The 23,504-nt window shown below is 55.8% G+C and carries 20 protein-coding genes; 2 read left to right on the top strand and 18 right to left on the bottom strand.

Annotated elements, in window-relative coordinates; all coding sequences use genetic code 11:
* Positions 1 to 60: 60 nt before the first annotated feature.
* The 14 genes from nuoN to AC236I_RS07265 all read right to left on the bottom strand — a co-directional run bounded on the left by nuoN (position 61) and on the right by AC236I_RS07265 (position 16,787).
* A complete protein-coding gene (gene nuoN / locus AC236I_RS07330; protein WP_487608725.1) occupies positions 61 to 1,518 on the bottom strand; it encodes an NADH-quinone oxidoreductase subunit NuoN in 1,458 nt (485 codons plus the stop codon).
* Positions 1,519 to 1,524: 6 nt separating this feature from the next.
* Positions 1,525 to 3,054: an NADH-quinone oxidoreductase subunit M gene (gene nuoM, locus AC236I_RS07325; protein ID WP_015583798.1), complete on the bottom strand. Its 1,530-nt coding sequence runs from the start codon at positions 3,052 to 3,054 to the stop codon at positions 1,525 to 1,527.
* Between the two features lie 239 nt (positions 3,055 to 3,293).
* A complete protein-coding gene (gene nuoL, locus AC236I_RS07320) occupies positions 3,294 to 5,135 on the bottom strand; it encodes an NADH-quinone oxidoreductase subunit L (RefSeq protein ID WP_015583797.1) in 1,842 nt (613 codons plus the stop codon).
* Positions 5,132 to 5,434 carry an NADH-quinone oxidoreductase subunit NuoK gene (gene nuoK, locus AC236I_RS07315; protein WP_004865088.1) on the bottom strand — a complete coding sequence of 101 codons (303 nt, stop codon included), beginning with the start codon at positions 5,432 to 5,434 and terminating at the stop codon, positions 5,132 to 5,134. Before nuoK ends, nuoL begins: the two co-directional genes overlap by 4 nt.
* A complete protein-coding gene (nuoJ, locus tag AC236I_RS07310; RefSeq protein WP_015583796.1) occupies positions 5,431 to 5,985 on the bottom strand; it encodes an NADH-quinone oxidoreductase subunit J in 555 nt (184 codons plus the stop codon). The genes nuoK and nuoJ overlap by 4 nt, the downstream gene beginning before the upstream one ends.
* Positions 5,986 to 5,995: 10 nt before the next feature.
* Positions 5,996 to 6,538 carry an NADH-quinone oxidoreductase subunit NuoI gene (gene nuoI / locus AC236I_RS07305; RefSeq protein ID WP_004865092.1) on the bottom strand — a complete coding sequence of 181 codons (543 nt, stop codon included), beginning with the start codon at positions 6,536 to 6,538 and terminating at the stop codon, positions 5,996 to 5,998.
* A gap of 14 nt (positions 6,539 to 6,552) precedes the next feature.
* Complete coding sequence (gene nuoH / locus AC236I_RS07300; RefSeq protein ID WP_004865093.1) at positions 6,553 to 7,530, bottom strand: NADH-quinone oxidoreductase subunit NuoH; 978 nt, start codon at positions 7,528 to 7,530, stop codon at positions 6,553 to 6,555.
* Positions 7,527 to 10,253 (bottom strand): NADH-quinone oxidoreductase subunit NuoG, encoded by a 2,727-nt coding sequence (nuoG, locus tag AC236I_RS07295; RefSeq protein ID WP_015583795.1) that lies wholly within the window; start codon positions 10,251 to 10,253, stop codon positions 7,527 to 7,529. Before nuoG ends, nuoH begins: the two co-directional genes overlap by 4 nt.
* A gap of 85 nt (positions 10,254 to 10,338) precedes the next feature.
* Positions 10,339 to 11,676, bottom strand: coding sequence for an NADH-quinone oxidoreductase subunit NuoF (gene nuoF, locus AC236I_RS07290; protein WP_032717992.1), 1,338 nt, complete (start codon positions 11,674 to 11,676; stop codon positions 10,339 to 10,341).
* Entirely contained in the window at positions 11,673 to 12,173 is a 501-nt protein-coding gene (gene nuoE / locus AC236I_RS07285) for an NADH-quinone oxidoreductase subunit NuoE (protein WP_004104075.1), read from the bottom strand. Before nuoE ends, nuoF begins: the two co-directional genes overlap by 4 nt.
* A gap of 2 nt (positions 12,174 to 12,175) precedes the next feature.
* Positions 12,176 to 13,984 (bottom strand): NADH-quinone oxidoreductase subunit C/D, encoded by a 1,809-nt coding sequence (gene nuoC / locus AC236I_RS07280; RefSeq protein ID WP_015583793.1) that lies wholly within the window; start codon positions 13,982 to 13,984, stop codon positions 12,176 to 12,178.
* An 89-nt stretch (positions 13,985 to 14,073) separates the two neighbouring features.
* On the bottom strand, positions 14,074 to 14,748 hold the full coding sequence (gene nuoB / locus AC236I_RS07275; protein ID WP_002913178.1) for an NADH-quinone oxidoreductase subunit NuoB: 675 nt from the start codon (positions 14,746 to 14,748) through the stop codon (positions 14,074 to 14,076).
* A gap of 15 nt (positions 14,749 to 14,763) precedes the next feature.
* Positions 14,764 to 15,210, bottom strand: a complete 447-nt coding sequence (nuoA, locus tag AC236I_RS07270; protein WP_004865103.1) for an NADH-quinone oxidoreductase subunit NuoA — start codon at positions 15,208 to 15,210, stop codon at positions 14,764 to 14,766.
* A gap of 650 nt (positions 15,211 to 15,860) precedes the next feature.
* The gene (locus AC236I_RS07265) at positions 15,861 to 16,787 is read right to left on the bottom strand and encodes a LysR family transcriptional regulator (RefSeq protein ID WP_044348174.1); all 927 of its coding nucleotides are present in this window, start codon (positions 16,785 to 16,787) and stop codon (positions 15,861 to 15,863) included.
* A gap of 891 nt (positions 16,788 to 17,678) precedes the next feature.
* Between AC236I_RS07265 and alaA the strand changes: the two genes are divergently transcribed.
* Together alaA and yfbR are read left to right on the top strand one after the other, a co-directional pair.
* The gene (alaA, locus tag AC236I_RS07260; RefSeq protein WP_004865108.1) at positions 17,679 to 18,899 is read left to right on the top strand and encodes an alanine transaminase AlaA; all 1,221 of its coding nucleotides are present in this window, start codon (positions 17,679 to 17,681) and stop codon (positions 18,897 to 18,899) included.
* Positions 18,900 to 18,983: 84 nt separating this feature from the next.
* Entirely contained in the window at positions 18,984 to 19,583 is a 600-nt protein-coding gene (yfbR, locus tag AC236I_RS07255; RefSeq protein WP_004865109.1) for a 5'-deoxynucleotidase, read from the top strand.
* A 56-nt stretch (positions 19,584 to 19,639) separates the two neighbouring features.
* On the opposite strand, the gene AC236I_RS07250 is transcribed toward yfbR, so the two are convergent.
* The 4 genes from AC236I_RS07250 to yfbV all read right to left on the bottom strand — a co-directional run bounded on the left by AC236I_RS07250 (position 19,640) and on the right by yfbV (position 23,256).
* The gene (locus AC236I_RS07250; RefSeq protein ID WP_015583791.1) at positions 19,640 to 21,472 is read right to left on the bottom strand and encodes an SLC13 family permease; all 1,833 of its coding nucleotides are present in this window, start codon (positions 21,470 to 21,472) and stop codon (positions 19,640 to 19,642) included.
* Between the two features lie 76 nt (positions 21,473 to 21,548).
* Complete coding sequence (locus tag AC236I_RS07245; protein ID WP_015583790.1) at positions 21,549 to 22,208, bottom strand: sugar phosphatase; 660 nt, start codon at positions 22,206 to 22,208, stop codon at positions 21,549 to 21,551.
* 11 nt (positions 22,209 to 22,219) lie between these two features.
* A complete protein-coding gene (locus AC236I_RS07240) occupies positions 22,220 to 22,714 on the bottom strand; it encodes a YfbU family protein (protein ID WP_004865120.1) in 495 nt (164 codons plus the stop codon).
* A gap of 86 nt (positions 22,715 to 22,800) precedes the next feature.
* Positions 22,801 to 23,256, bottom strand: a complete 456-nt coding sequence (gene yfbV / locus AC236I_RS07235) for a terminus macrodomain insulation protein YfbV (RefSeq protein ID WP_487608724.1) — start codon at positions 23,254 to 23,256, stop codon at positions 22,801 to 22,803.
* Between the last annotated feature and the right edge of the window lie 248 nt (positions 23,257 to 23,504).

The following is a 23,504-nucleotide window of genomic DNA, read 5'->3' as shown; positions in this document are numbered from 1 at the left end:
CCGTATCACAACGGGCAGGCAGAGTTACAGGACCGGTAGTGTTAACCCCGGCCCTGGCGATTACATCAGCGGTGTTGCCAGCTGCACAATGCTAATCAGCGGCTGCGGCCACAGGCCAAGCACGAGGACCAGCAGCGCGGAGATCAGCACCACGATACCGCCGGCGCTGTACTGCCAGTTCGACGGCGCATCGCGATTCAGTTTATCCGGCGCGCTCAGGTACAGACTCACCGCCACGCGCAGGTAGTAGTACAGACCAATCGCCGAACCGATCACCACGGCGGCAACCAGCCACCACAGGTGCGCATGTACACCGACGGCCAGCACGTAGAATTTACCGATAAAGCCCAGCGTCATCGGGATACCCGCCAGCGACAGCATCATCACCGTCATGACCGCCGACAGAATCGGACGATGCCAGAACAGGCCGCGATAGGAGTACAGCGAGTCGGCATCCGGACCACGGTATGGGCTGGACATCAGGCTCACTACGCCGAACGCGCCGAGGCTGCTGAACAGATAGCCGGCCAGATAGACACCCACGGCTTCCATCGACATTTCACCGCTCTGCAGGGCAATCAGCGCCACCAGCAGATAGCCAAGATGCGAGATGGAGGAGTAGCCGAGCAGACGTTTAATATTGGTCTGACTCAGCGCCATCAGGTTACCGAAGATGATAGAGGCAAAGGCAATCAGGCCCAGCACCACGCGTACCGCTTCGCTGTTGCCCACCGGCATGTACAGGAACAGACGCATCACCACGCCGAAGATAGCAATCTTGCTGGCGGTTGCCAGGAAGGTTGATACCGGCGCCGGCGCGCCCTGGTAAACGTCCGGCGTCCACAGGTGGAACGGAACCAGAGACAGCTTAAAGCCGAGGCCGACGATCATCAGGCCCAGACCCGCCAGCAGCAGCGGTTCGTGCAGGGTGTTATCAGCCAGGCTTTTACCCAGCGCCAGGAAGGACAGGTTGCCCGAGTTCGCATAGACCAGCGCCATACCGAACAGCAGGAATGAAGAGGCTGCGGCAGACAAAATGGTGTATTTAATACTCGCTTCCAGCGAACGCTTCTGGCGGAAGGCATAACCGATAAGGCCGAACAGCGGCAGCGAAATCAATTCGATACCGAGGAACAGCGCCGCCAGATGGTTGGCGCCCGCCAGCAGAATGCCACCCAGCGCGGCGATAAGCACCAGCAGGTAGAACTCTTCTTTGTTGTCCTTGTATCCCTCAAGCCACGGGTACGCGAAGGTACAGGTGGCCAGGCTTGCCAGCAGCACCAGCCCGGTATAGAGCATGGCGTAGCCGTCAACGCGAATCAGCGGCGTCACGTCCATCGCGCCGTTCTGACCCACGAACCAGAGTGAGATCAGCGCAGCGTTCAGACCAAGAACCGACAGCGTGGCATTAAGGAAATGATTGCGTCGCCACGCAATGGAGAGCATCACAACCACCACCGTCAAGCCGACGATCAGCAGCGGTAGCAGTGCGATCAGTTGTTGTGGAGTTATTGTCATGGCGAATTACGGCCTTGTAGTAGAAACGGAATTAACAAACCACTGCTGAATGTTGCTCATCGCAGCGTGTGAGGTGTCCAGAATCGGCTGAGGGAAGAAGCCCAGCAGCACCAGCAGAACCACCAACAGCAGAACAATCGACAGTTCACGCAGAGACATTCCCCGCATCTCCTGCGCCGCGATCTCGCTCTTCGCTTTACCGAAGTACGCGCGATGCAGCATTGAGAGCGAGTAGACGGAAGCGAAGACCAGTCCAAAGGTGGAGATCACGGTAATCACCGGCACCACTTTGTAGCTGCCGAACAAAATCATGAATTCGCCGACGAAGTTACCGGTACCCGGCATCCCCAGCGTTGCCACGGCGAAGAACATCGACAGCGCCGGCAGCCACTTAATTTTGCTCCACAGACCGCCCATCAGACGCATATCGCGGGTGTGCAGGCGTTCATACAGCTGGCCGCACAGAATGAACAGGCCCGCCGCGGACAGACCGTGGGCAATCATCTGAATCACCGCCCCCTGGTACGCCAGCTGGCTGCCGGTGTAGATAGCAATCAGCACGAAGCCCATGTGGGAAACGGAGGTGTAAGCAATCAGGCGTTTGATATCGTACTGGCAGAAAGCCATCCACGCGCCGTAGAAGATACCGATAACGCCCAGCCACATGGCGATGGGAGCAAACTCGGCGGAGGCATTCGGGAACAGCGGCAGCGCAAAACGCAGCAGACCGTAGGCCGCCGTTTTCAGCAAAATACCGGCGAGGTCAACGGAACCAGCGGTCGGTGCCTGAGAGTGGGCATCCGGCAGCCAGCCGTGCAGCGGAACCACCGGCATTTTCACCGCAAAGGCGATGAAGAAGCCGAGCATCAGCATGTATTCGACGCCATGGGACATCGGGGTTTTCAGCAGGTCTTCGTAGTTGAAGGTCCACACGCCGGTCGCGTTAAAGTGAACGAAGGCCAGCGCCAGGATGGCAATCAGCATCACCAGGCCGCTCGCCTGGGTATAGATGAAGAACTTGGTTGCCGCCGTGATACGCGTTTTACCGTCGGAAGCCTTATGGCCCCACAGCGCGATCAGGAAGTACATCGGCACCAGCATCATTTCCCAGAAGAAGAAGAACAGGAACATGTCGATGGCAAGGAACACGCCGATAACGCCGCCCAGGATCCACATCAGGTTGAGGTGGAAGAAGCCCTGGTATTTTTCGATTTCGCGCCACGAACAGAGCACGGCCAGCACGCCGAGCAGACCGGTCAGCACCACCATCAGCAGCGACAGACCGTCGATAGCCAGATGAATGCTAATACCGAAGCGTGGGATCCACGGCATCACGAATTCTGACTGCCACTGCGGAATACCCGCGGATTGCGTCAGCGAATAACCGCCCTGTAGCCACAGCTGCAGGGAGAGCACCAGCGTCAGTCCCATGGTAATCAGCGCAATCCAGCGCGGCATCTTCACGCCAAAGCGTTCAGTCTGCCAGCACAGAAACCCGCCGATAAAGGGGATGAGTATTAACCAGGGTAATAACATAGCTGAGTATGTCCCTTATATTTACTCCTGCTCAGGCTATCTCGCTCGTCAGCCCGAATTCCGGCAGTGCTCGCACTCCTCACGTACTTTAGTACGCTGCGGTTGCTCTGCGCTGGCGGTCTCCGGTCTGACTTCGCCGATGACGCCTGTACCTCAGGAACAGATTTTCAACGAATTCTAAAATTCTTTTAGGGTTTGTCGGCCGGATAAGCAGGCAATCGCTCACCCAGCCAACAAACTCAACGCAATACCATCAGCAACGCCAGCACGACAACCGCGCCGATGCTCATAGACGCCACATACCAGCGTAGATAACCGTTCTCGCTTAGCAGCAGGCCTTTACCTGCAAAGCGGGAGAGGATGGCCGGAATGTTCATCATGGCGTTCAGCGGATCGCTCTTCAGCAGCCAGGCGATGCCGAGGAATGGTTTCACGAACACTTTGTCGTACAACCAGTCGAAGCCCCATGCGTTGTACCACCAGGTACCCAGCAGACGGCCCGGCGCGCTGTTGGCGACAGAGGTCACCAGCGTGCGTTTACCCAGCCACAGCCAGGCGGCGATCAGAATACCGGCAATGGCGATAATCCCGGAGGCAATCTCCAGCGTCATCACACGGCCGTGCTCAAGTTCGGTTGTCTGCGGCAGTACGCCCTGCAGCGGCGGAACAATCAGCGCGCCAACGAAGGTCGACAGAATCAGCAGCACAATCAGCGGCAGGTGGTGGGTAATCCCCTTCCCTGCGTGCGCATGGATTTGCTCTTTGCCGTGGAAGACGATGAAGATCATCCGGAAGGTGTAGAGCGAGGTCATAAATGCGCCGACCAGACCCGCAACCATCAGGTTGATATGACCATTCGCCATCGCGCCGGCGAGGATTTCGTCCTTACTGAAGAAGCCTGCGGTGATGAGCGGCAGTGCGGACAGCGCCGCGCCCCCCACCAGGAAGCAGACATACACCAGCGGAATCGACTTACGCAGGCCGCCCATTTTGAAGATGTTCTGCTCGTGGTGGCAGGCCAGAATGACCGAGCCGGACGAGAGGAACAGCAGCGCTTTAAAGAACGCGTGGGTCATCAGGTGGAAAATCGCCGCATCCCATGCCTGGACGCCCAGCGCCAGGAACATGTAGCCAATCTGGCTCATAGTGGAGTAAGCGAGTACGCGTTTGATGTCCGTCTGAACCAGCGCGGCAAAGCCTGCCAGCACCAGCGTCACCGCTCCGACGATACCGACCAGATGGAGAATTTCCGGGGTCATCAGGAACAGGCCATGGGTTCGGGCAATCAGGTAAACGCCCGCGGTAACCATGGTGGCGGCGTGGATCAGGGCAGAAACCGGCGTCGGGCCGGCCATGGCGTCCGCAAGCCAGGTCTGCAACGGCAGCTGTGCCGATTTACCGACCGCACCGCCCAGCAGCATCAGGGTTGCCCACCACAACATATTGTTGCCGGCTTCAAAGTGCGCAGGCGCCAGTTCGACCATTTCGCGGAAGTTCAGGGTGCCCAGCTCGTTGTAGAGAATGAACAGTGCGAACGCGAGGAAGACGTCACCGACACGGGTCACCACGAAGGCTTTCATTGCGGCGGCACCGTTCTTCGGATCGGTATAGTAGAAACCGATCAGCAGATAGGAGCACAGGCCCACGCCTTCCCAGCCGAGGTACATCAGCAGCAGGTTATCGGCCAGTACCAGCACCACCATGCTCGCGATAAACAGGTTGGTGTAGGCGAAAAAGCGGGAGTATCCCTCTTCCCCGCGCATATACCAGGAGGCGAACATGTGGATCAGGAAGCCAACGCCGGTCACCACGGAAAGCATGGTCAGCGAGAGACCGTCCAGCACCAGGTTAAAACCGATGTTGAAATCACCCACCGACATCCAGGTCCACAGCGGTACGCTGACCGCCTGTTTGCCGTTAGCGAAGAAGTCGACGCCGACAAACGCGGTCACCAGCGCCGCCAGGCCGACTGACCCCATTCCCACGGTGGCGGAGAGGTTTTCCGACCAGCGGCCACGGGAGAACGAGAGCAGAACAAAGCCAATCAATGGCAGAAGAATGGTTAAGGCAAGCATGTTCATCCACGCAACTCACTTACTGAATCGATGTTCAGGTTCTGGCGGCGACGATGGAGCTGCAGCAACAGCGCCAGGCCGATACTCGCTTCCGCAGCCGCAAGGCTGATGGCGAGGATATACATTATCTGACCGTCGGTCTGACCCCAGTAGCTGCCTGCCACCACGAAAGCCAGCGCCGCGGCGTTGATCATGATTTCCAGGCTAATCAGCATAAACAGCAGATTGCGGCGGATAACCAGACCCGTCAGGCCGAGCACAAACAGGATCGCGGCGAGGATCAGCCCATGTGTTAAGGGAATCATGCGTGTTCCTCCGTTTTTCTTTTGTCGCTATCGCCCTGACGGTTGCTCAGCACTTCACCGGCGCGCTCTTCGCGGCCAATGTGGAAGGCAACAACCAGACCGGCCAGCAGCAGCATGGAGGCCAGCTCCACCGCCAGTACATACGGCCCAAACAGCGTAATACCGACCTCTTTCGCGCTTATCGCGTTGCCTTCAATGCCCTGATCGTTAAGACCGAGGATGGCATACACGATAACCACCAGCAGTACCGCGGACAGGATAGCCGGGCCAATCCAGATCCCCGGCTGCAGCCACTTGCGCTCCTGCTCGATTTCGCTGCCGCCCAGGTTGAGCATCATCACCACGAAGACGAACAGCACCATGATGGCCCCGGCGTAGACGATGATTTCCAGCGCCCCGGCGAAGTAGGCGCCCAGCGAGAAGAACACCCCAGCAATCGCCAACAGCGAAATAATCAGGTACAGCAGCGCATGCACCGGATTGGTGTGGGTGATCACCCGCAGGGTTGCGAGGATGGCGATGAGGCCACAGATATAAAAAGCGAATTCCATTGCCCTCTCCTTACGGTAACAGGCTCTTGACGTCGATAGGCTTAGCTTCGTTCTCTGCTTCGCCCTTATCTTTGCCGTCGATTGCCATACCCGCCATCCGGTAGAAGTTATATTCCGGGTATTTGCCCGGACCGGAAATCAGCAGATCCTCTTTTTCGTACACCAGATCCTGACGCTTGTATTCGCCCAGTTCGAAGTCCGGGGTCAACTGAATCGCCGTGGTCGGGCACGCTTCTTCACACAAACCGCAGAAAATGCAGCGTGAGAAGTTGATACGGAAAAACTCCGGGTACCAGCGGCCATCTTTGGTCTCTGCTTTTTGCAAAGAGATACAGCCTACCGGACACGCTACCGCACACAGGTTACAGGCAACGCAGCGCTCCTCACCGTCCGGGTCGCGCGTCAGCACGATACGGCCACGGTAGCGCGGCGGCAGATATACCGGTTCTTCCGGATACATCTGGGTCTCACGTTTGGCGAAGGCATGCATCCCGATCATCCAGATACTGCGGACCTGGGTGCCAAACCCCACCAATAATTCTTTTAAGGTCATGGTCAATTCACCCCTTATTGCGCCTGCCAGAGAATGACAGCCGCCGTTACCAACAAGTTGATCAGCGTTAACGGCAGGCATACCTTCCAGCCAAAGGACATTACCTGGTCATAGCGCGGACGCGGTAATGATGCGCGGATCAAAATGAACATCATCATGAAGAACGCGGTTTTCAGCGCGAACCAGATGAACGGAGGTAACCATGGGCCATTCCAGCCGCCGAAGAACAGCGTGACGATCAGCGCTGAAACGGTGACAATCCCGATGTATTCACCGACAAAGAACAGACCGAACTTCATGCCGGAATATTCGATGTGGTAACCATCGGCCAGTTCCTGCTCGGCTTCCGGCTGGTCAAACGGGTGACGGTGACAAACCGCAACGCCGGCGATCGCGAAAGTCACGAAGCCGAAGAACTGCGGAATCACGTTCCACAGATGCGCCTGGTTGTTGACGATATCGCTCATGTTGAACGACCCCGCCTGTGCCACCACGCCCATCAGCGACAGACCGAGGAACACTTCGTAGCTCAGGGTCTGCGCGGAGGCGCGCATTGCGCCCAGCAGCGAGTATTTGTTGTTACTCGACCAGCCGGCGAACAGCACGGCGTAAACCGCCAGACCGGCCATCATCAGGAAGAACAGGATGCCGATGTTCAGGTCGGCGACCACCCACGTCGGGCTGACCGGCACGATAGCAAAAGCCAGCAGCAGAGAGGTAAAGGCGATAACCGGCGCCAGAGTAAAGATCACGCGGTCCGTAAAGCGCGGAACCCAGTCCTCTTTAAAGAACATCTTGATCATGTCGGCGACGAGCTGCAGCGAGCCGCCCCAGCCCACACGGTTAGGTCCGTAGCGGTTCTGGAACAGCCCCAGCAGACGACGTTCGCCAAAGCTCATGAACGCGCCGCAGGTCACCACCACCAGCAGAATCACCACTGCCTTAAGGATGCTTAACAGAATGTCGATGAGATCCGGTGTTAACCAACTCATGCTTTCGCCTCCTGCAGAGTGTCAATACGTGCTCCGGTCAGTACCGGCGCAATACCCGGCATGCCCATCGGTAAACCCACCTGCCCTGCCGTCAGACCCGCAGAAATCACCAGCGGGAGGCTGAGCGTCTGGCCATCAACGCGGAACGAAATCATCGCCCCCTCATTGACGCCCAGCTTCGCAGCATCGGCCGGGTTCAGCTTGATGTACGGCTGCGGCATGCGGCTCTGGAAGACCGGAGAACGCTGCGACAGTTCATCGCTGCCGAACAGATGGTAGTACGGAGCGATACGCCACTGACCTTCTTCAGCCTGGAAGCCTGCCGGCACCGCGGTAAAGTACTCAAGACCGCTGGCGGAAGCTTCGATCAGACGTACGCCCGGATCGCCATGGCGCAGTTTGCCACCCACTTCATCCTGGAACTTGTTCCACGCTTGCGGGGAGTTCCAGCCTGGAGCCCAGGCGAACGGGATTTGCGAACGCGGTGCAGACGGCTGGTTGTTCCCTTCCATCGAGAAGGCAAACATGGTGTCTTTATCCTGCGGCTGGCGGGGTTCATGCACGCTGATATTGGCGCGCATCGCCGTACGACCGCTATAACGATGCGGTTCACGAGCCAGTTTCTGCCCGCGAATGCGGAAGGTCGCGTCCGGCGCGGCATCTTTAATACCCGCCAGCTGCGGCAGCTTAGCAATGGCGGCATCAATCACATGATCCAGCTGCGTCCAGTCAACCTGACGGTTGTCGACGGTGCTGTGTAGCGAGTGCAGCCAGCGCCAGCTTTCCAGCATCACGGTATTCGCATCGTAGTAGGACGGGTCGTAGACCTGGAAGAAACGCTGCGCGCGCCCTTCGTTATTGACCACGGTTCCGTCGCTTTCGGCGAAGCTCGCCGCAGAAAGCACGAGGTGCGCTTTGTCCATAATGGCGGTGCGCTGATGGTCAACGACCATCACCAGCGGCGCTTTGGCCAGCGCGGCGTCAACGCGCGCGGCAGAAGCATGGCGATGCAGATCGTTTTCCAGCACCACAACCGCATCGGCAGCGCCGGTTTCCAGCTCGCTCAGCGCCTCTTCCAGAGAGCCGCCGCCAATCATGCCAAGGCCAACGCTGTTCACTGCCCGGGCGACCATGGTGACGCCGACGTCAATACCGCGGCCTTTCAGCGCTTTCGCGACGTTAGCCGCTGCCTGGATGATTTCAATGCTGCCGGCGTTAGTCCCGGAGACAATCAGCGGTTTCTTCGCCCCGGCCAGCGCCTGGACGATCACGTCAATTTTGCCTTTCAGATCGCTGCTCAGTCCGTCCACCGCCGGGGCGGTTTCATCCAGCGCATGAGCAATCGCAAAGCCCAGACGCGCCTGATCTTCGACCGGCGCGCGATAGGTCCACGCGGCGATATCGTCAAGACGGGTGTCATCGATATTGGTGACAAACAGCGGATGCTTCGCGCGCTGACCGATGTTGAGGATCGCGGCGATCTGCCAGTCGGCGACTTTCTGCGCCGCGGCCATTTCACGCGCTTTTCCTTTCACCGCCTGGCGCACGGCCAGGGCAACGCGGGCGCCGGTCTGGGTAATATCTTCCCCGAGTACCAGAACCGCATCGTAGGATTCAATGTCGCGCAGCGTCGGGGTATGAATACCGCCGTCACGCAGCACGGTCAGCATCATCTGCAGACGTTCCTGCTCAGCCTTCGCAATGCCGGTATAGAAGTTCTCCGCGCCCACCAGCTCACGCAACGCAAAGTTGCTTTCAATGCTGGCGCGCGGTGAGCCGATACCAATCACTTTTTTCGACTGACGCAGAATATCCGCCGCGCCCTGCATGGCCTGCTCGGCGTTAAGGGTGATCAGATCGTCGCCACGGCGCTGAACCGGCTGACGCGGGCGGTCTTTCAGGTTCACATAGCCATAGCCAAAACGGCCGCGGTCGCAGAGGAAGTAGCGGTTAACGGTACCGTTGTAACGGTTTTCGATACGGCGCAGTTCGCCATAGCGCTCGCCCGGGCTGATGTTACAGCCGATGGAACACTGCTGGCAGATGCTGGGTGCAAACTGCATATCCCATTTACGGTTATAGCGCTCGGAGTGCGTTTTATCGGTGAATACGCCGGTCGGGCAGACCTCAACCAGGTTGCCTGAAAATTCGCTTTCCAGCACGCCATCTTCCGGACGACCGAAGTAGACGTTGTCATGCGCACCGTAAACGCCCAGGTCGGTACCGTCAGCGTAATCTTTGTAGTAACGCACGCAGCGATAGCAGGCGATGCAGCGGTTCATTTCATGAGAGATGAACGGCCCCAGGTCCTGGTTACGGTGGGTACGCTTGGTGAAACGGTAGCGACGGAAGCTGTGACCGGTCATGACGGTCATATCCTGCAGGTGGCAGTTGCCCCCTTCTTCACAGACCGGGCAGTCGTGCGGGTGGTTGGTCATCAGCCACTCCACTACGCTCTCGCGGAACTGCTTCGCTTCGCCGTCGTCGATAGAGATAAAGGTGCCGTCGGATGCCGGTGTCATACAGGACATCACCAGGCGACCACGCGTGTCTTCCGCGTTTTGATATTGCTTCACCGCACACTGGCGGCAAGCACCGACGCTCCCAAGCGCCGGATGCCAGCAAAAGTATGGAATATCAAGACCAAGAGAGAGACAAGCCTCTAACAGGTTGTCCGCTCCGTTGACCTCGTATTCTTTGCCGTCTACATGAATCGTAGCCATTAGCATGCTTCCAAATTAAAAAATCGTTACCACTTTGTCGTTCAGGCCGCCGCGTTGGCGCAGGCTGAACGAGCTTGTGGAGACATTACCAGCGCGTCTTAAGCAGGTTCGGCTGAATCCCGTTGATAGCATGGGTATTACTAAACTGCTGCTTAATGCCTGCTTCGAATTCGTCGCGGAAATATTTAATGGCGCTCTGCAGCGGTTCTACCGCACCTGGCGCATGCGCACAGAAGGTTTTGCCCGGACCAAGGAACCGACACAGTTGCTCAAGTGTCTCGATATCTCCCGGCTGGCCTTCACCGCGCTCCAGAGCGCGCAGAATTTTCACGCTCCACGGCAGACCGTCGCGGCACGGCGTACACCAGCCGCAGGATTCGCGGGCAAAGAACTCTTCCAGATTGCGCACCAGCGACACCATACCAATCTCATGGTCAACGGCCATCGCCAGCGCGGTACCCAGACGGCTCCCCGCTTTACCAATACTTTCGAACTCCATCGGCAGGTCAAGATGCGCTTCGGTCAGGAAGTCGGTGCCCGCGCCGCCCGGCTGCCAGGCCTTAAACTTCAGGCCATCACGCATGCCGCCGGCATAATCTTCCAGAATTTCGCGCGCGGTAGTGCCGAACGGCAGTTCCCAGACGCCCGGATTTTTCACCCGGCCAGAGAAGCCCATCAGCTTGGTACCGGCATCTTTGCTGGTTGAAATGTTCTGATACCACTCAACGCCGTTGGCCAGAATCGCCGGGACGTTACACAGGGTTTCAACGTTGTTCACGCAGGTCGGTTTACCCCACACGCCGGAGCTCGCCGGGAACGGCGGCTTGGAACGCGGGTTGGCGCGACGACCTTCGAGGGAGTTAATCAACGCGGTTTCTTCGCCGCAGATATAACGCCCTGCTCCGGTGTGCACGAACAGTTCGAAATCGAAACCGGTGCCGAGAATGTTTTTGCCCAGCAGACCGGCCTCGGTCGCTTCGGCAATCGCGCGGCGTAAATGGACCGCCGCTTCAATATACTCGCCGCGCAGGAAGATGTAGCCGCGGTACGCTTTCAGCGCAAACGCGGAGATCAGCATGCCTTCCACCAGCAGGTGCGGCAGCTGCTCCATCAGCAGACGGTCTTTATAGGTGCCCGGCTCCATCTCATCGGCGTTACACAGCAGGTAACGGATGTTCATGGATTCGTCTTTCGGCATCAGGCTCCACTTCAGACCGGTGGAAAAGCCCGCGCCGCCGCGTCCTTTCAGACCGGCGTCTTTCACCTGATTGACGATCTCATCCGGCGCCAGGCCCAGCAGCGCTTTACGCGCGCCGGCATAGCCGTTTTTGCTCTGATACTCATCCAGCCATACCGGCTGTTTGTCATCACGCAGACGCCAGGTTAAAGGATGCGTTTCGGGAGTGCGGATCACTGTCTTCATTTATACCGCTCCAACAGGTCAGGAATCGCCTCCGGCGTCAGATAACTATGAGTATCCTCATCAATCATCATCGTCGGTCCCTTGTCGCAGTTGCCCAGGCAGCAGGTCGGCAGCAGAGTAAAGCGGCCATCAAAGGTGGTTTGACCCGGTTTGATGTCGAGCTTTTTCTCGATAGCTGACTGAATGCCCTGGAAGCCAGTGATATGGCAAACCACGCTATCGCAATAGCGGATCACGTGACGGCCAACCGGCTGGCGGAAGATCTGGCTGTAGAAAGTGGCGACCCCTTCCACATCGCTTGCCGGGATACCCAGTACGTCAGCGATCGCGTAGATCGCGCCATCCGGCACCCAGCCGCGCTGTTTCTGAACGATCTTCAGCGCTTCGATGGACGCCGCACGCGGGTCTTCGTAGTGGTGCTTCTCGTGCTCAATGGCCTCACGCTCTGCCGCACTCAGCTCAAAAGCCTCGGTTTGTGGTTGTTGATTCTCGTGCATAATTAGCGGTCCACGTCTGACATAACAAAATCGATACTACCCAGATAAACGATCAGGTCGGATACCAGGCTGCCGCGAATCGCCGACGGGATCTGCTGCAGGTGCGCATAGCTCGGCGTGCGGATACGGGTACGATAGCTCATGGTGCTGCCGTCGCTGGTCAGGTAGTAACTGTTAATACCCTTCGTCGCTTCAATCATCTGGAAGGATTCGTTGGCCGGCATGACCGGGCCCCAGGAAACCTGCAGGAAGTGCGTAATCAGGGTTTCGATATGCTGCAGCGTGCGCTCTTTCGGCGGTGGCGTCGTCAGCGGGTGATCCGCTTTGAACGGGCCTTCCGGCATGTTATCGAGACACTGCTGAAGAATGCGCAGGCTCTGGCGCAGTTCTTCGACTTTCAGCATCACGCGGGTATAGCAGTCAGAGATACCGCCACCGGTTGGCACTTCAAAGTCAAAGTTTTCATAGCCAGAATATGGACGCCATTTCCGCACGTCGAAGCCAATCCCCGTTGCGCGCAGGCCCGCACCGGTCGTGCCCCACTCCAGCGCTTCTTTGGCGTTATAGGCGGCAACGCCTTTTGAACGGCCAATCAGAATGCTGTTGCGCAGCGCGGCTTTCTCGTAAGAATCCAGACGCTTTGGCATCCACTCAAGGAACTCGCGCAGCAGGCGATCCCAGCCGCGCGGCAGGTCGTGCGCTACGCCGCCGATGCGGAACCACGCCGGGTGCATACGGAAACCGGTAATGGCCTCCACCAGATCGTAGATCTTCTGACGGTCGGTAAAGGCAAAGAACACCGGCGTCATCGCACCGACGTCCTGAATAAAGGTCGAAATGTACAGCAGGTGGCTGTTAATGCGGAACAGCTCGGAGAGCATCACGCGAATCACATTCACGCGATCCGGTACGGTGATCCCCGCCAGCTTTTCGACCGCCAGCACGTACGGCATCTCATTGACGCAGCCGCCGAGGTATTCGATACGGTCGGTATACGGAATGTAGCTGTGCCAGGACTGACGTTCGCCCATCTTCTCAGCGCCACGGTGGTGGTAGCCGATATCCGGTACGCAGTCGACGATCTCTTCGCCATCAAGCTGCAGAACGATACGGAAAGCACCGTGGGCAGACGGGTGGTTCGGGCCGAGGTTGAGGAACATAAAGTCCTCGTTTTCGGTTCCGCGCTTCATGCCCCACTCTTCCGGTTTGAAGGTCAGCGCTTCCATTTCCAGATCCTGCTTGGCTTTAGTCAGCTCAAACGGATCGAATTCGGTGGCGCGCGCCGGATAGTCTTTGCGCAGCGGATGGCCTTCCCAGGTCGGCGGCATCATGATGCGCGTCAGGTGCGGGTGGCCTTCGATATCAATCCCGAACATTTCCCACGTTTCGCGCTCATACCAGTTGGCGTTCGGGAACAGTTTGGTAAAAGTCGGCACGCGCAGATCGTTTTCGGACAATGCTACCTTGAGCATAATGTCACGATTGCGTTCAATGGAAATCAGGTGATAGAAAACGGAAAAATCCGCGGCGGGAAGTCCGTCACGGTGGGTGCGCAGACGTTCGTCCATCCCGTGCAGATCGAACAGCATAACGTAAGGTTTCGGCAATTTCTTCAGGAAATCACCCACCTCCAGTAGCTGTTCGCGCTTGACCCAGACCACCGGAACGCCGGTGCGGGTAGGTTGAACGGTAAAGGCATCCGGCCCAAAACGATTGCGCAGTTCGCCGATCACCGGGTCATCAAGGTGATCGCGGGTTTGCCAGGCTGGTGCGGCGTCATGCGCATGTAAATCGGTCATATTGTTCACCATTGCAAAAGGTCCGTGGTGACTGCCGGGCGAGGCTTCGCGCTGTTGTAGATTGATTTGCGAAGTGTTATTCCGCCGCCCGCAGGCGCAAGTTAAATCTCGTCCGGTGTCCGCAGATTGGTCACTGCAATGCGTTCACCACGTTTACGCTCGCGTTCCGACTGCATGTTGGCGCGGTACACGCCCTGATCGCCAACCACCCACGAGAGCGGGCGACGTTCTTTACCAATGGACTCCTGCAGCAGCATCAGCGCCTGCATATAAGCTTCCGGACGCGGCGGACAGCCCGGGATGTAAACATCAACCGGAATAAACTTGTCCACGCCCTGGACGACAGAATAAATATCGTACATCCCGCCGGAGTTGGCACAGGCGCCCATGGAGATAACCCACTTAGGCTCCAGCATCTGGTCATACAGACGCTGAATGACCGGCGCCATTTTGGTGAAGCAGGTGCCGGCGACAACCATCAGGTCCGCCTGACGAGGAGAAGCACGCAGTACCTCGGCGCCAAAACGCGCAACGTCATGCACCGCAGTGAATGACGTTACCATTTCAACGTAGCAGCATGACAGGCCGAAGTTGTAGGGCCAGATTGAGTTCTTGCGGCCCCAGTTCACCATGTCATGCAGCGCATGTTCGAGTTTCCCCATATACACGCTTTTATTGACTTCTTGCTCCAGGGGGTCGGTTACGATCTCCTGTTTCTGCAGGGGGTAACGGTCGTTCTCACCGTTAGGATCTATGCGGGTGAGCGTATAATCCATCTTATTGCCTCGCTTTTACTGCATATGACGGTTAGTGGGACTGTCTGTTTCTGAATTAACCAGCGTGCGACGGGAACGCGCAGGCGTCCAGTCCAGTGCGCCGATACGAACGAGGTAAACCAGACCTGCCAGTAGCACTAAAATGAAAATTGCGGCTTCCACAAAGCCGACCCAGCCGCTTTCGCGGATAGAAGTCGACCATGCGTAGAGATACAGAGCTTCCACGTCGAAGATAACGAAGAACATGGCAACCAGATAAAACTTCGCAGAAAGACGTAAGCGAGCCGAACCAACGGAGTCGATCCCCGATTCAAACGGCGTGTTCTTGCTACGCGCGCGCGCGCGACCGCCGAGGTACCAGCCCCCGACAAGCATCAGGCAGCACAGGCCGATGGCAATGATGAGAAATATAGCGAATGCCCAATGATGAGCGATGACTTCAGTGGATGTTGACATACGCATTGCTTAACCAAAAAAGTGTAGCGCTAAACCCTCTGCTCTTGCTGGCAGATGAACGCCACAGCGTTTCACGGGGAGGAATAAAAAAATAACCTTGCAAAAAAGCGTCCCTACTTATCGTAGAAGGCTGTATGCGGTGGCTTTTTACCCCTTTCTTTAACCTTTTGTCAACTTCAACAAAAGTTTTAACAACATTAATTTACATTAGGTTTTTTTCATTAACATTAAATGCCCTTTTATGCGGAATAACCTTGCATACAAACCGGATTTAGTGTTGTTGAATCGTGTCCGTTTCTGGTGTAAATCAAAATTACCCGTCTATTTTGACAGGATTTAGCCTCGATTCCTCCCCCTAAGGAGGGGTATTTTTTTGATCTGTGACACGGTTTTGTTAATTAAACCTATAAAACAGCAACAATCCGGCCGGTTTTTTAACATTAGCATGAAGTATTGAAAGTGCAGGGAAAAGTCAGAGAACGAACGCCACATTGAATGTAAACCATTGATAAATATATCAATAAAACGACAAAATATTAAAAATCCCTGTAAAATAAGAAAAAAAAGAACCGCAAGGTATAATTCAGACCTTAGCGGCTCATTTTTACACTTACAATTTGTTACCAGCTTTTTGTGATCTGTGTAACTAATTCCACTCAGGAAATGAGGGAATTATCTCCCCCTTCCGGGGTAAGCGCAGGCTCAGACGACCAGGGGTTATAATCCTGGGTCAGCGACTGGAAAATAGCCTGCGCCGACTCGCTTATCCTGTGCGCGTTACAGCTCAGCACATATTGCGTATCCGGCAGCGCAGGAAGCCCCTCATTCTTGCCGACAACCCGTAGCTCGGGGCTCATCATTTCTACCGGACGAGCGGTAACGCCAAGCCCTGCTTTTACCGCCGCTTTGACACCCGCAAGCGTCGAGGCGGAATGGGCCAGATGCCACGGCGCGCTGGCGGCATTCAACGCGGCAATGATGTCCTCACGGAACGGGCCTGGCGCTTCAAGCAGGATCAGCGGGATCGACTCTTCCCGCGGCAATACATAATCGGCAGCGCAGTACCATAGCGTTGGCGAGGTGCGCAGGATCAGCGTATCAAACTCCGTTGCCTGGTGAGTCGTCAGCGCGAGATCAATCTCCCCGCTCGCCAGCATATCCACCGCTTCAGTATGATTAAGAACCTTAATTTCCAGCGTCAGTTTCGGGTAAAAACTGCCGATCCGGTTCAACAAAAACGGTAAAATAGTCTCGGCTGTTTCATCAGATGCGCCAATCGTTAAGATCCCTTGCAGGCTACTGAACATCAGCGACATACAGGCTTCGTCATTAAAACGCAGGATTTTGCGTGCGTAGCCCAGCAGTTGAATACCCTGCTCGGTCAGCAATTTATTCCGCCCATGGCGGGCAAAGAGCTCTTTTCCGACCAGCTGTTCCAGACGTTGCATCTGTTGACTTACGGCTGACTGAGTCCGGCATACCGCTGCTGCGGCAGCGGCAAAAGTACTCAGATCGGCGACGGCAACGAATGTTCTAAGCAGATCGAGGTCGAGATTCAGTATCGGACGATTTGCATTTATCATATTTCTTCACTTACAGGTGGCGAATGCGGACCTGCCTTGTTGATGCTGTGCTCCAGGTTTCCGGCTAATCCTTGAGCCTTGTGCAATTCACAAACGGAATGTGCAGCTGGATGAACGTTATTGCATGTGAAAGTACTCGCCCGCGACAAGTGCGCGAAACGTCTGAGTCATATATTGTTCGTAGTTCTACGCTTTCTATTACACCGTTTTGATTTCTGTGACGACCTTCAAAAAAAGGCGCCTACGGCAAAGGATGATGTCATCAGCATCCCAGCACATCCATTGTAAAAAGCGAAAAAACCAAACAAAAAAAGCCTGCAATAACAATATATTAATAACTTAACCTGCAAAAAAACAGGTTCTTAATCGATATTAACGCCGGTATCCTAACCGAAAACTGAATTATTTATAAGGTCTAATCATTATTATTAAAGCCAATTTTAAACTTTTTTTCATGACTTTAATTTAATTAACAAAAAGAAAATTCCAGATTGCGAAAAAATAAAAGCTTTTTAATTAATTAAATATTCTTATTAAGCATATTTAACATTACCGTTACAGCCACCACCTTTTACCCGTTATACGCCTTTTCATACGCGCCTGCGTACCATGCGCAAAAAATAACCTCCGGCGCTACACTCTGGACGACAAACCATATAAATGTTCACAAAAAAGCGAATTCAACACAATTATTAACCACTAAAACACCACTTAAAGGCATATTCTATAAAAGACAACGGCAATCACCAGACAAATCAATTAAACCAAAAAAATCACATAAGCAAAATCTTCTCCTGCTAACCCTTCAAAACCTCGGGGATGAAGAGTACATTGTTCCGTGCTGACTTCCACGGCAGGGAGTGGCGATAACAGCTAAAAGGTCAAAGATTCATGTCCCCTATCGAAAAATCCAGCAAGTTAGATAACGTCTGTTACGATATCCGTGGCCCGGTTCTGAAAGAGGCAAAACGCCTTGAAGAAGAAGGCAATAAAGTCCTGAAACTGAACATCGGCAACCCGGCGCCGTTCGGCTTTGACGCCCCCGACGAGATCCTTGTTGATGTTATTCGCAATCTGCCTACCGCCCAGGGTTATTGTGACTCGAAAGGCCTGTACTCGGCGCGTAAGGCTATCATGCAGCACTATCAGGCGCGCGGTATGCGCGATGTGACGGTCGAAGATATTTATATCGGTAACGGCGTCTCAGAACTGATTGTTCAGGCCATGCAGGCGCTGCTGAACAGCGGCGATGAAATGCTGGTTCCGGCACCAGATTATCCGCTGTGGACTGCCGCCGTCTCGCTCTCCAGCGGCAAGGCGGTGCACTATCTGTGCGATGAATCTGCCGACTGGTTCCCTGACCTCGACGATATTCGCGCCAAAATCACCCCGCGTACGCGCGGCATCGTGATTATTAACCCGAATAACCCGACCGGTGCGGTGTACTCGAAAGAGCTGCTGATGGAGATCGTGGAGATTGCCCGCCAGCACAACCTGATCATCTTCGCCGATGAGATCTACGACAAGATCCTCTACGACGAAGCCCAGCACCATTCGATCGCCGCGCTGGCTCCCGACCTGCTGACGGTGACTTTTAACGGCCTGTCCAAAACCTACCGCGTTGCCGGTTTTCGCCAGGGCTGGATGGTACTGAACGGACCGAAGAAACACGCGAAAGGCTATATCGAAGGCCTGGAGATGCTGGCCTCTATGCGTCTGTGCGCTAACGTACCGGCACAGCACGCGATTCAAACCGCATTAGGCGGCTATCAAAGCATCAGCGAGTTTATCGTTCCCGGCGGCAGACTGTACGAACAGCGCAACCGCGCCTGGGAGTTGATCAACGAGATCCCCGGCGTCTCCTGCGTGAAGCCGAAAGGCGCGCTCTATATGTTCCCGAAAATCGACGCAAAGCGTTTTAACATTCACGACGATCAGAAGATGGTGCTCGACTTCCTGCTGCAGGAGAAAGTCCTGCTGGTTCAGGGAAGCGCCTTTAACTGGCCGTGGCCGGATCATGTGCGTATTGTCACCCTCCCGCGTGAGGACGATCTGGAAATGGCGATTTCTCGCTTTGGCCGCTTCCTCTCCGGCTATCACCAGCTCGGATAACCCTTGCCCGGCCGCCGGTATTTGCATCCGGCGGCAATCCCTGCGCACAATAGGACCCGATGTTGTCACTGATTAAGGGTTGCTATGAGTCAGAGTCATTTCTTTGCCCACCTCTCTCGCCTGAAGTTAATTAACCGCTGGCCGCTGATGCGTAATGTACGGACCGAAAACGTCTCCGAGCACAGTCTGCAGGTGGCGATGGTTGCCCACGCGCTGGCCGCGATCAAAAACCGGATGTTTGGTGGCAAGGTTAACGCCGAGCGAATCGCCCTGCTGGCGATGTACCACGATGCATCGGAAGTGTTAACCGGCGATCTGCCGACTCCAGTCAAATATTTCAACTCGCAGATTGCGCAAGAATATAAAGCCATCGAGAAGATTGCCCAGCAGAAGCTTATCGACATGGTTCCTGACGAACTGCGCGATATCTTTGAACCGCTGATCGACGAGCATCGCTATAGCGAAGATGAGCAATCGATCGTCAAGCAGGCCGACGCGCTCTGCGCCTACCTGAAATGTCTGGAGGAGCTGTCCGCCGGCAACAACGAGTTTCTACTGGCCAAGGGCCGGCTTGAGAAAACGCTGGAATCCCGGCGCAGCGAGGAGATGGACTACTTTATGCAGGTCTTCGTCCCGAGCTTCCAGCTGTCGCTGGATGAAATCAGCCAGGATTCCCCGCTGTAACTATACCGTGCCCCGGTCTGCGCTATGCGCATCAGACCGGGGCTGTGCCGAAGCGGTTAAAACGGAAACAGCATCGGAACGAGCAGCACGCAAACCACCATCACCAGGACGGTGAACGGCACGCCAATCTTCACAAAATCGCTGAAGGTATATTTTCCCGGCCCCAGCACCAGCGTATTTACCGGTGAAGAGACCGGCGTCATAAAGGCAGCCGAAGCCGCCATCGCCACCACCATGGCAAAAGGATAAGGCGAGACGTCCATGGATTTCGCCGCCGCCAGGGCTATCGGCGCCATCAGCACCGCCGTGGCAGTGTTGGAAATAAACAGACCAATAGTGGCGCACATCACGAACAGACAGCCCAGCATCACGTAAGGGCCTTTGCTGCCGGCAACATCCATCAACCCTTCCACCACCAAATCGACGCCGCCGGTTTTTTGCAACGCCAGCGCAAAGGGCATCATCCCGACGATTAATATAATGCTTGGCCAGTGAATCGCTTTATAAGCGCTCTCAGCATTAATACAGCGGAATTTACCCATCAGCAGGCAGGAAATAATCGCCGCTATCGGGTTGGGGATCTCGTCGGTGAGCATCAGGGCGACCATCAGGACCAGGCAAAAGATAGCGTGCGGCGCCTGGCTGTGCGCGGGCGAGGCATCGTTCACCTCCACGGGCATATTCAATACGACGAAATCGCGACCGCGTTTCGCCAGCAGGGCTATCTGGCGCCAGTTTCCGACCACCAGCACAATATCGCCAAGCTGCAAAGACTCGTCGACGACCGACCCATCCATGGCTTTACCGTCGCGCTTCAGGCCGACAATATTGAGCCCAAAGCGGGTGCGAAAACCGATCTCGCGGACCGTTTTACCGATCAGTTCCGAATCCGGAATCAGCGCGACTTCGGCCATCCCCACATCCAGCGCCTGATCTGAAAAGTATTCGCCGCGCAGTACCATCGGTTCAAGCATTTGCTCGCCGCAGAACTGGCGTAAATCAACGTCTGACGCGGACATGTCGATCAGCAGCACGTCGCGGGCACGAAACTCGGATACACCGTTCACATTGACGATAACCCGACGAAAACGGCGCCAGCGCTCTACGCCGATCACGTTGGCGCAGTAGCGTTCACGCAGCTTGAGGTCATCAAGCCGCTGGCCAATCATGGGAGACCCCGGACGAATGGCCAGACGGCGGGCCCGGCCGGTCAGGTGGTACTCTTTGATTAAATCGCGAAAGGTGCTCCTTTTCCGCCCGTCCCTCGCGTGGTCGCTCTCCCCGCCTCTGAGCATAAAGCGCACCGCCAGCATATAGACGACGCCCAGCAGCAGCACCACCAGGCCAATCGGCGTGACGCTAAAAAAGCTGAATCCATGCAGCCCTTCACGTAACAGCTCGCTGTTCACAACCAGGTTAGGCGGCGTAGCCACCAGCGTCATCATCCCGCTGATTAGGCCAGCAAAGCTTAGCGGCATCATCAGACGCGATGGCGAGGTATTCATCCGCATGGAGACGCTGAGAACCACCGGAATAAAAATAGCGACCACGCCGGTCGAGCTCATAAACGCGCCAAGCCCGGCGACGGTCAGCATCAGAAAGACCAGCATTTTCGTTTCGCTGTTGCCGGCCACGCTCACCAGCCAGCTGCCGACTTTGGTCGCCACCCCGGTACGGACCAAACCATCGCCGATAATAAACAGCGCCGCAATAAGGATCACGTTCGGATCGCTAAAACCCGAGAACGCTTCGCTGAGCGTCAGCGTATCGCTGAGGACAAAGGCGACAATCACCAGCAGCGCAATCGCATCCATGCGCACTTTCCCACTGGCAAAGAGCACAACCGCGACGGCAAGAAGAGACAACACCCAAATCAGTTCACCGTTCACAACCTATCCTTGTCTGAAGATGGAGCTGGAATTTTTGCATAAAAAAGCCCCGGCCATGCGGGGCTACGTCATGAGATTAGTCTTTAACCGTCACATTCACCTTCCCGTCCGACGTGCGGACGACAGCCAGGTTTTCGAGGGAGGTTAAGACCAGATCCGCCTCGTTCAGACGCGGCGCATCTGCCGGTACGTTCACCGCGATTGTCCGGCAGCCTGCCGTCAGGCCGGAAAGCAAACCGGCGGGCGCGTCCTCGACCACGACGCACTCTTGCGGCGCCAGCGCTAAGCGTTCCGCCCCGAGCAGATAGGCATCCGGGGCCGGTTTACCCTGTTTCACCTGCTCAGCCGTCACAAAAACGCGGGCATTTGGCAGGCCCGCCGCGCGATGGCGCGCATGGGCAACAGGTACCGAACCGGAAGTGACGATAGCCCATGGGATCGCGGCTTCATCGAGAGTAGTCAGCAGCGCCACCGCACCCGGCAGGGCAGTGATTCCATCGGTATCCGCCGCTTCAACCGCTTCAAGCCAGCGGAACTCCGCCTGCACTTCCTCTTCGCTGCGCCCCGGTAGAAAATGGCGTAAAGAGGTTATCGCCTGCTTGCCATGAATGAAGTTCAGCACCTCATCGTGCGGGATGTCGAAACGATCCGCCCATTTGCACCACGAGCGCTCCACTACGGGTAATGAATCGACTAACGTCCCGTCAAGATCAAACAGGAAACCTTTACACTGCACGGAAACCTCCATCAGGCATTAATAATTTGATTAATTTCGTTGCTGCTTAAATGGTACTGACGCGGGCAAGCGTGCCAGGCGTTGAGCATGCGCTGGTATTTATCCCACATCGGCGTCTGTGAGTTAAAGCCATGGGTGCCGGCGTCAAAGTGGCTGTAGCGCCCCTCAACGTTGACGATAAAGCGAACATAGCCGAGGAAGCGCGCTTCGGTTGCAACATCAAATCCGAGGAAGGTGACCCGGCGTTCGTCGATTTCACTTGCGTCCTTCAGGTTCGTCCAGGAGACATGCAGCGCATGATACATTTCCATAATATCGATGATGGTACGGCAGGTTTCTTCCGTCAGTTGGCCAAACTCGCGATCCAGTTCGCGCATTTGCAATCCGTATCCACGCTCGATGATGGTCTGTAGACGGCGGTAACGTTCAGCGTTGTCCGGGTCGAGCATCGTCATCATCTTGTACTGATTAGATAAAATCAGACGCTGCGCATTGGTCATTTCCATTTTTTGACTCCTGTAGCACTTTACGGCGTGAAAAAAGAAGGCGCATTAATCATGCGCCTTCTTTTATATGCGTTTTCCTTAGTGAATTACAAATCATCAAGGAAAGTTTTATCCAGTTGTTTGAAGGCGCGCTTAAGCGTGTCAGCTAACGCCTGATAATCCGGCTTACCCTCGACCGGCGCCAGCGCCTGTCCTGCGTCCTGCAATTTGCCACGCACTTCATAAAACCAGTTCAGTACCGACGGCGGCAGCGGCGTCACCGAACGCTTACCCAGCCACCATAATCCCTGCATCGGTAAACTCAGGGCAAACAGCGCCGTCGCCACCGCCGGACCCAGCTGCCCACCCAGCGCGATTTGCCAGCACAGTGAAAAGACCGCGATCGGCGGCATGATGCGGATAGCGTAACGGGTTGCGCGAATAATGCGGTTTTCAATAAATACCGGGGCGAGGCGTTTGTCCAAAGGCCAGGTCTTTGCGTAGTGCTGCCCGCGGCGGAACAAGCTAAAGAAGCTGACGGGACGATTATCGGGGGTCGACATGGCTTTACCTCAACTTTACATATAAAACTTAAAAAATTCGTGCAAAACACCAACTGTGCATGACAACGTTCAAAACATTTTGGCAATGGCTGCGGCAATCAGGTATCCTGTGCCCGCCTGAAAGGGCGATAGACCCTTTGACCAGGTTAGTCAAATTATCGCACATTCTGCCATTGGCTGAAAATTATCCAAAATGGCATAAAATCAAATGTACTTCTCCCATCGTGCCCGAAAACAGAACAAGGCAT

This window comes from Klebsiella sp. Sb-30 (assembly GCF_057652795.1).
This window is presented reverse-complemented; position numbering and strand designations above follow the sequence as displayed.

What these genes read in the sequence shown, in the direction of transcription:
- nuoJ (WP_015583796.1), bottom strand. Translation starts at nt 5,985, where the DNA reads ATGGAATTCGCTTTTTATATCTGTGGCCTCATCGCCATCCTCGCAACC.
- nuoE (WP_004104075.1), bottom strand. Translation starts at nt 12,173, where the DNA reads ATGCACGAGAATCAACAACCACAAACCGAGGCTTTTGAGCTGAGTGCG.
- nuoM (WP_015583798.1), bottom strand. Translation starts at nt 3,054, where the DNA reads ATGTTATTACCCTGGTTAATACTCATCCCCTTTATCGGCGGGTTTCTG.
- nuoC (WP_015583793.1), bottom strand. Translation starts at nt 13,984, where the DNA reads ATGGTGAACAATATGACCGATTTACATGCGCATGACGCCGCACCAGCC.
- AC236I_RS07265 (WP_044348174.1), bottom strand. Translation starts at nt 16,787, where the DNA reads ATGATAAATGCAAATCGTCCGATACTGAATCTCGACCTCGATCTGCTT.
- AC236I_RS07240 (WP_004865120.1), bottom strand. Translation starts at nt 22,714, where the DNA reads ATGGAAATGACCAATGCGCAGCGTCTGATTTTATCTAATCAGTACAAG.
- nuoK (WP_004865088.1), bottom strand. Translation starts at nt 5,434, where the DNA reads ATGATTCCCTTAACACATGGGCTGATCCTCGCCGCGATCCTGTTTGTG.
- yfbR (WP_004865109.1), top strand. Translation starts at nt 18,984, where the DNA reads ATGAGTCAGAGTCATTTCTTTGCCCACCTCTCTCGCCTGAAGTTAATT.
- nuoG (WP_015583795.1), bottom strand. Translation starts at nt 10,253, where the DNA reads ATGGCTACGATTCATGTAGACGGCAAAGAATACGAGGTCAACGGAGCG.
- nuoA (WP_004865103.1), bottom strand. Translation starts at nt 15,210, where the DNA reads ATGCGTATGTCAACATCCACTGAAGTCATCGCTCATCATTGGGCATTC.
- nuoH (WP_004865093.1), bottom strand. Translation starts at nt 7,530, where the DNA reads ATGAGTTGGTTAACACCGGATCTCATCGACATTCTGTTAAGCATCCTT.
- nuoN (WP_487608725.1), bottom strand. Translation starts at nt 1,518, where the DNA reads ATGACAATAACTCCACAACAACTGATCGCACTGCTACCGCTGCTGATC.
- alaA (WP_004865108.1), top strand. Translation starts at nt 17,679, where the DNA reads ATGTCCCCTATCGAAAAATCCAGCAAGTTAGATAACGTCTGTTACGAT.
- yfbV (WP_487608724.1), bottom strand. Translation starts at nt 23,256, where the DNA reads ATGTCGACCCCCGATAATCGTCCCGTCAGCTTCTTTAGCTTGTTCCGC.
- nuoL (WP_015583797.1), bottom strand. Translation starts at nt 5,135, where the DNA reads ATGAACATGCTTGCCTTAACCATTCTTCTGCCATTGATTGGCTTTGTT.
- nuoI (WP_004865092.1), bottom strand. Translation starts at nt 6,538, where the DNA reads ATGACCTTAAAAGAATTATTGGTGGGGTTTGGCACCCAGGTCCGCAGT.
- nuoF (WP_032717992.1), bottom strand. Translation starts at nt 11,676, where the DNA reads ATGAAGACAGTGATCCGCACTCCCGAAACGCATCCTTTAACCTGGCGT.
- nuoB (WP_002913178.1), bottom strand. Translation starts at nt 14,748, where the DNA reads ATGGATTATACGCTCACCCGCATAGATCCTAACGGTGAGAACGACCGT.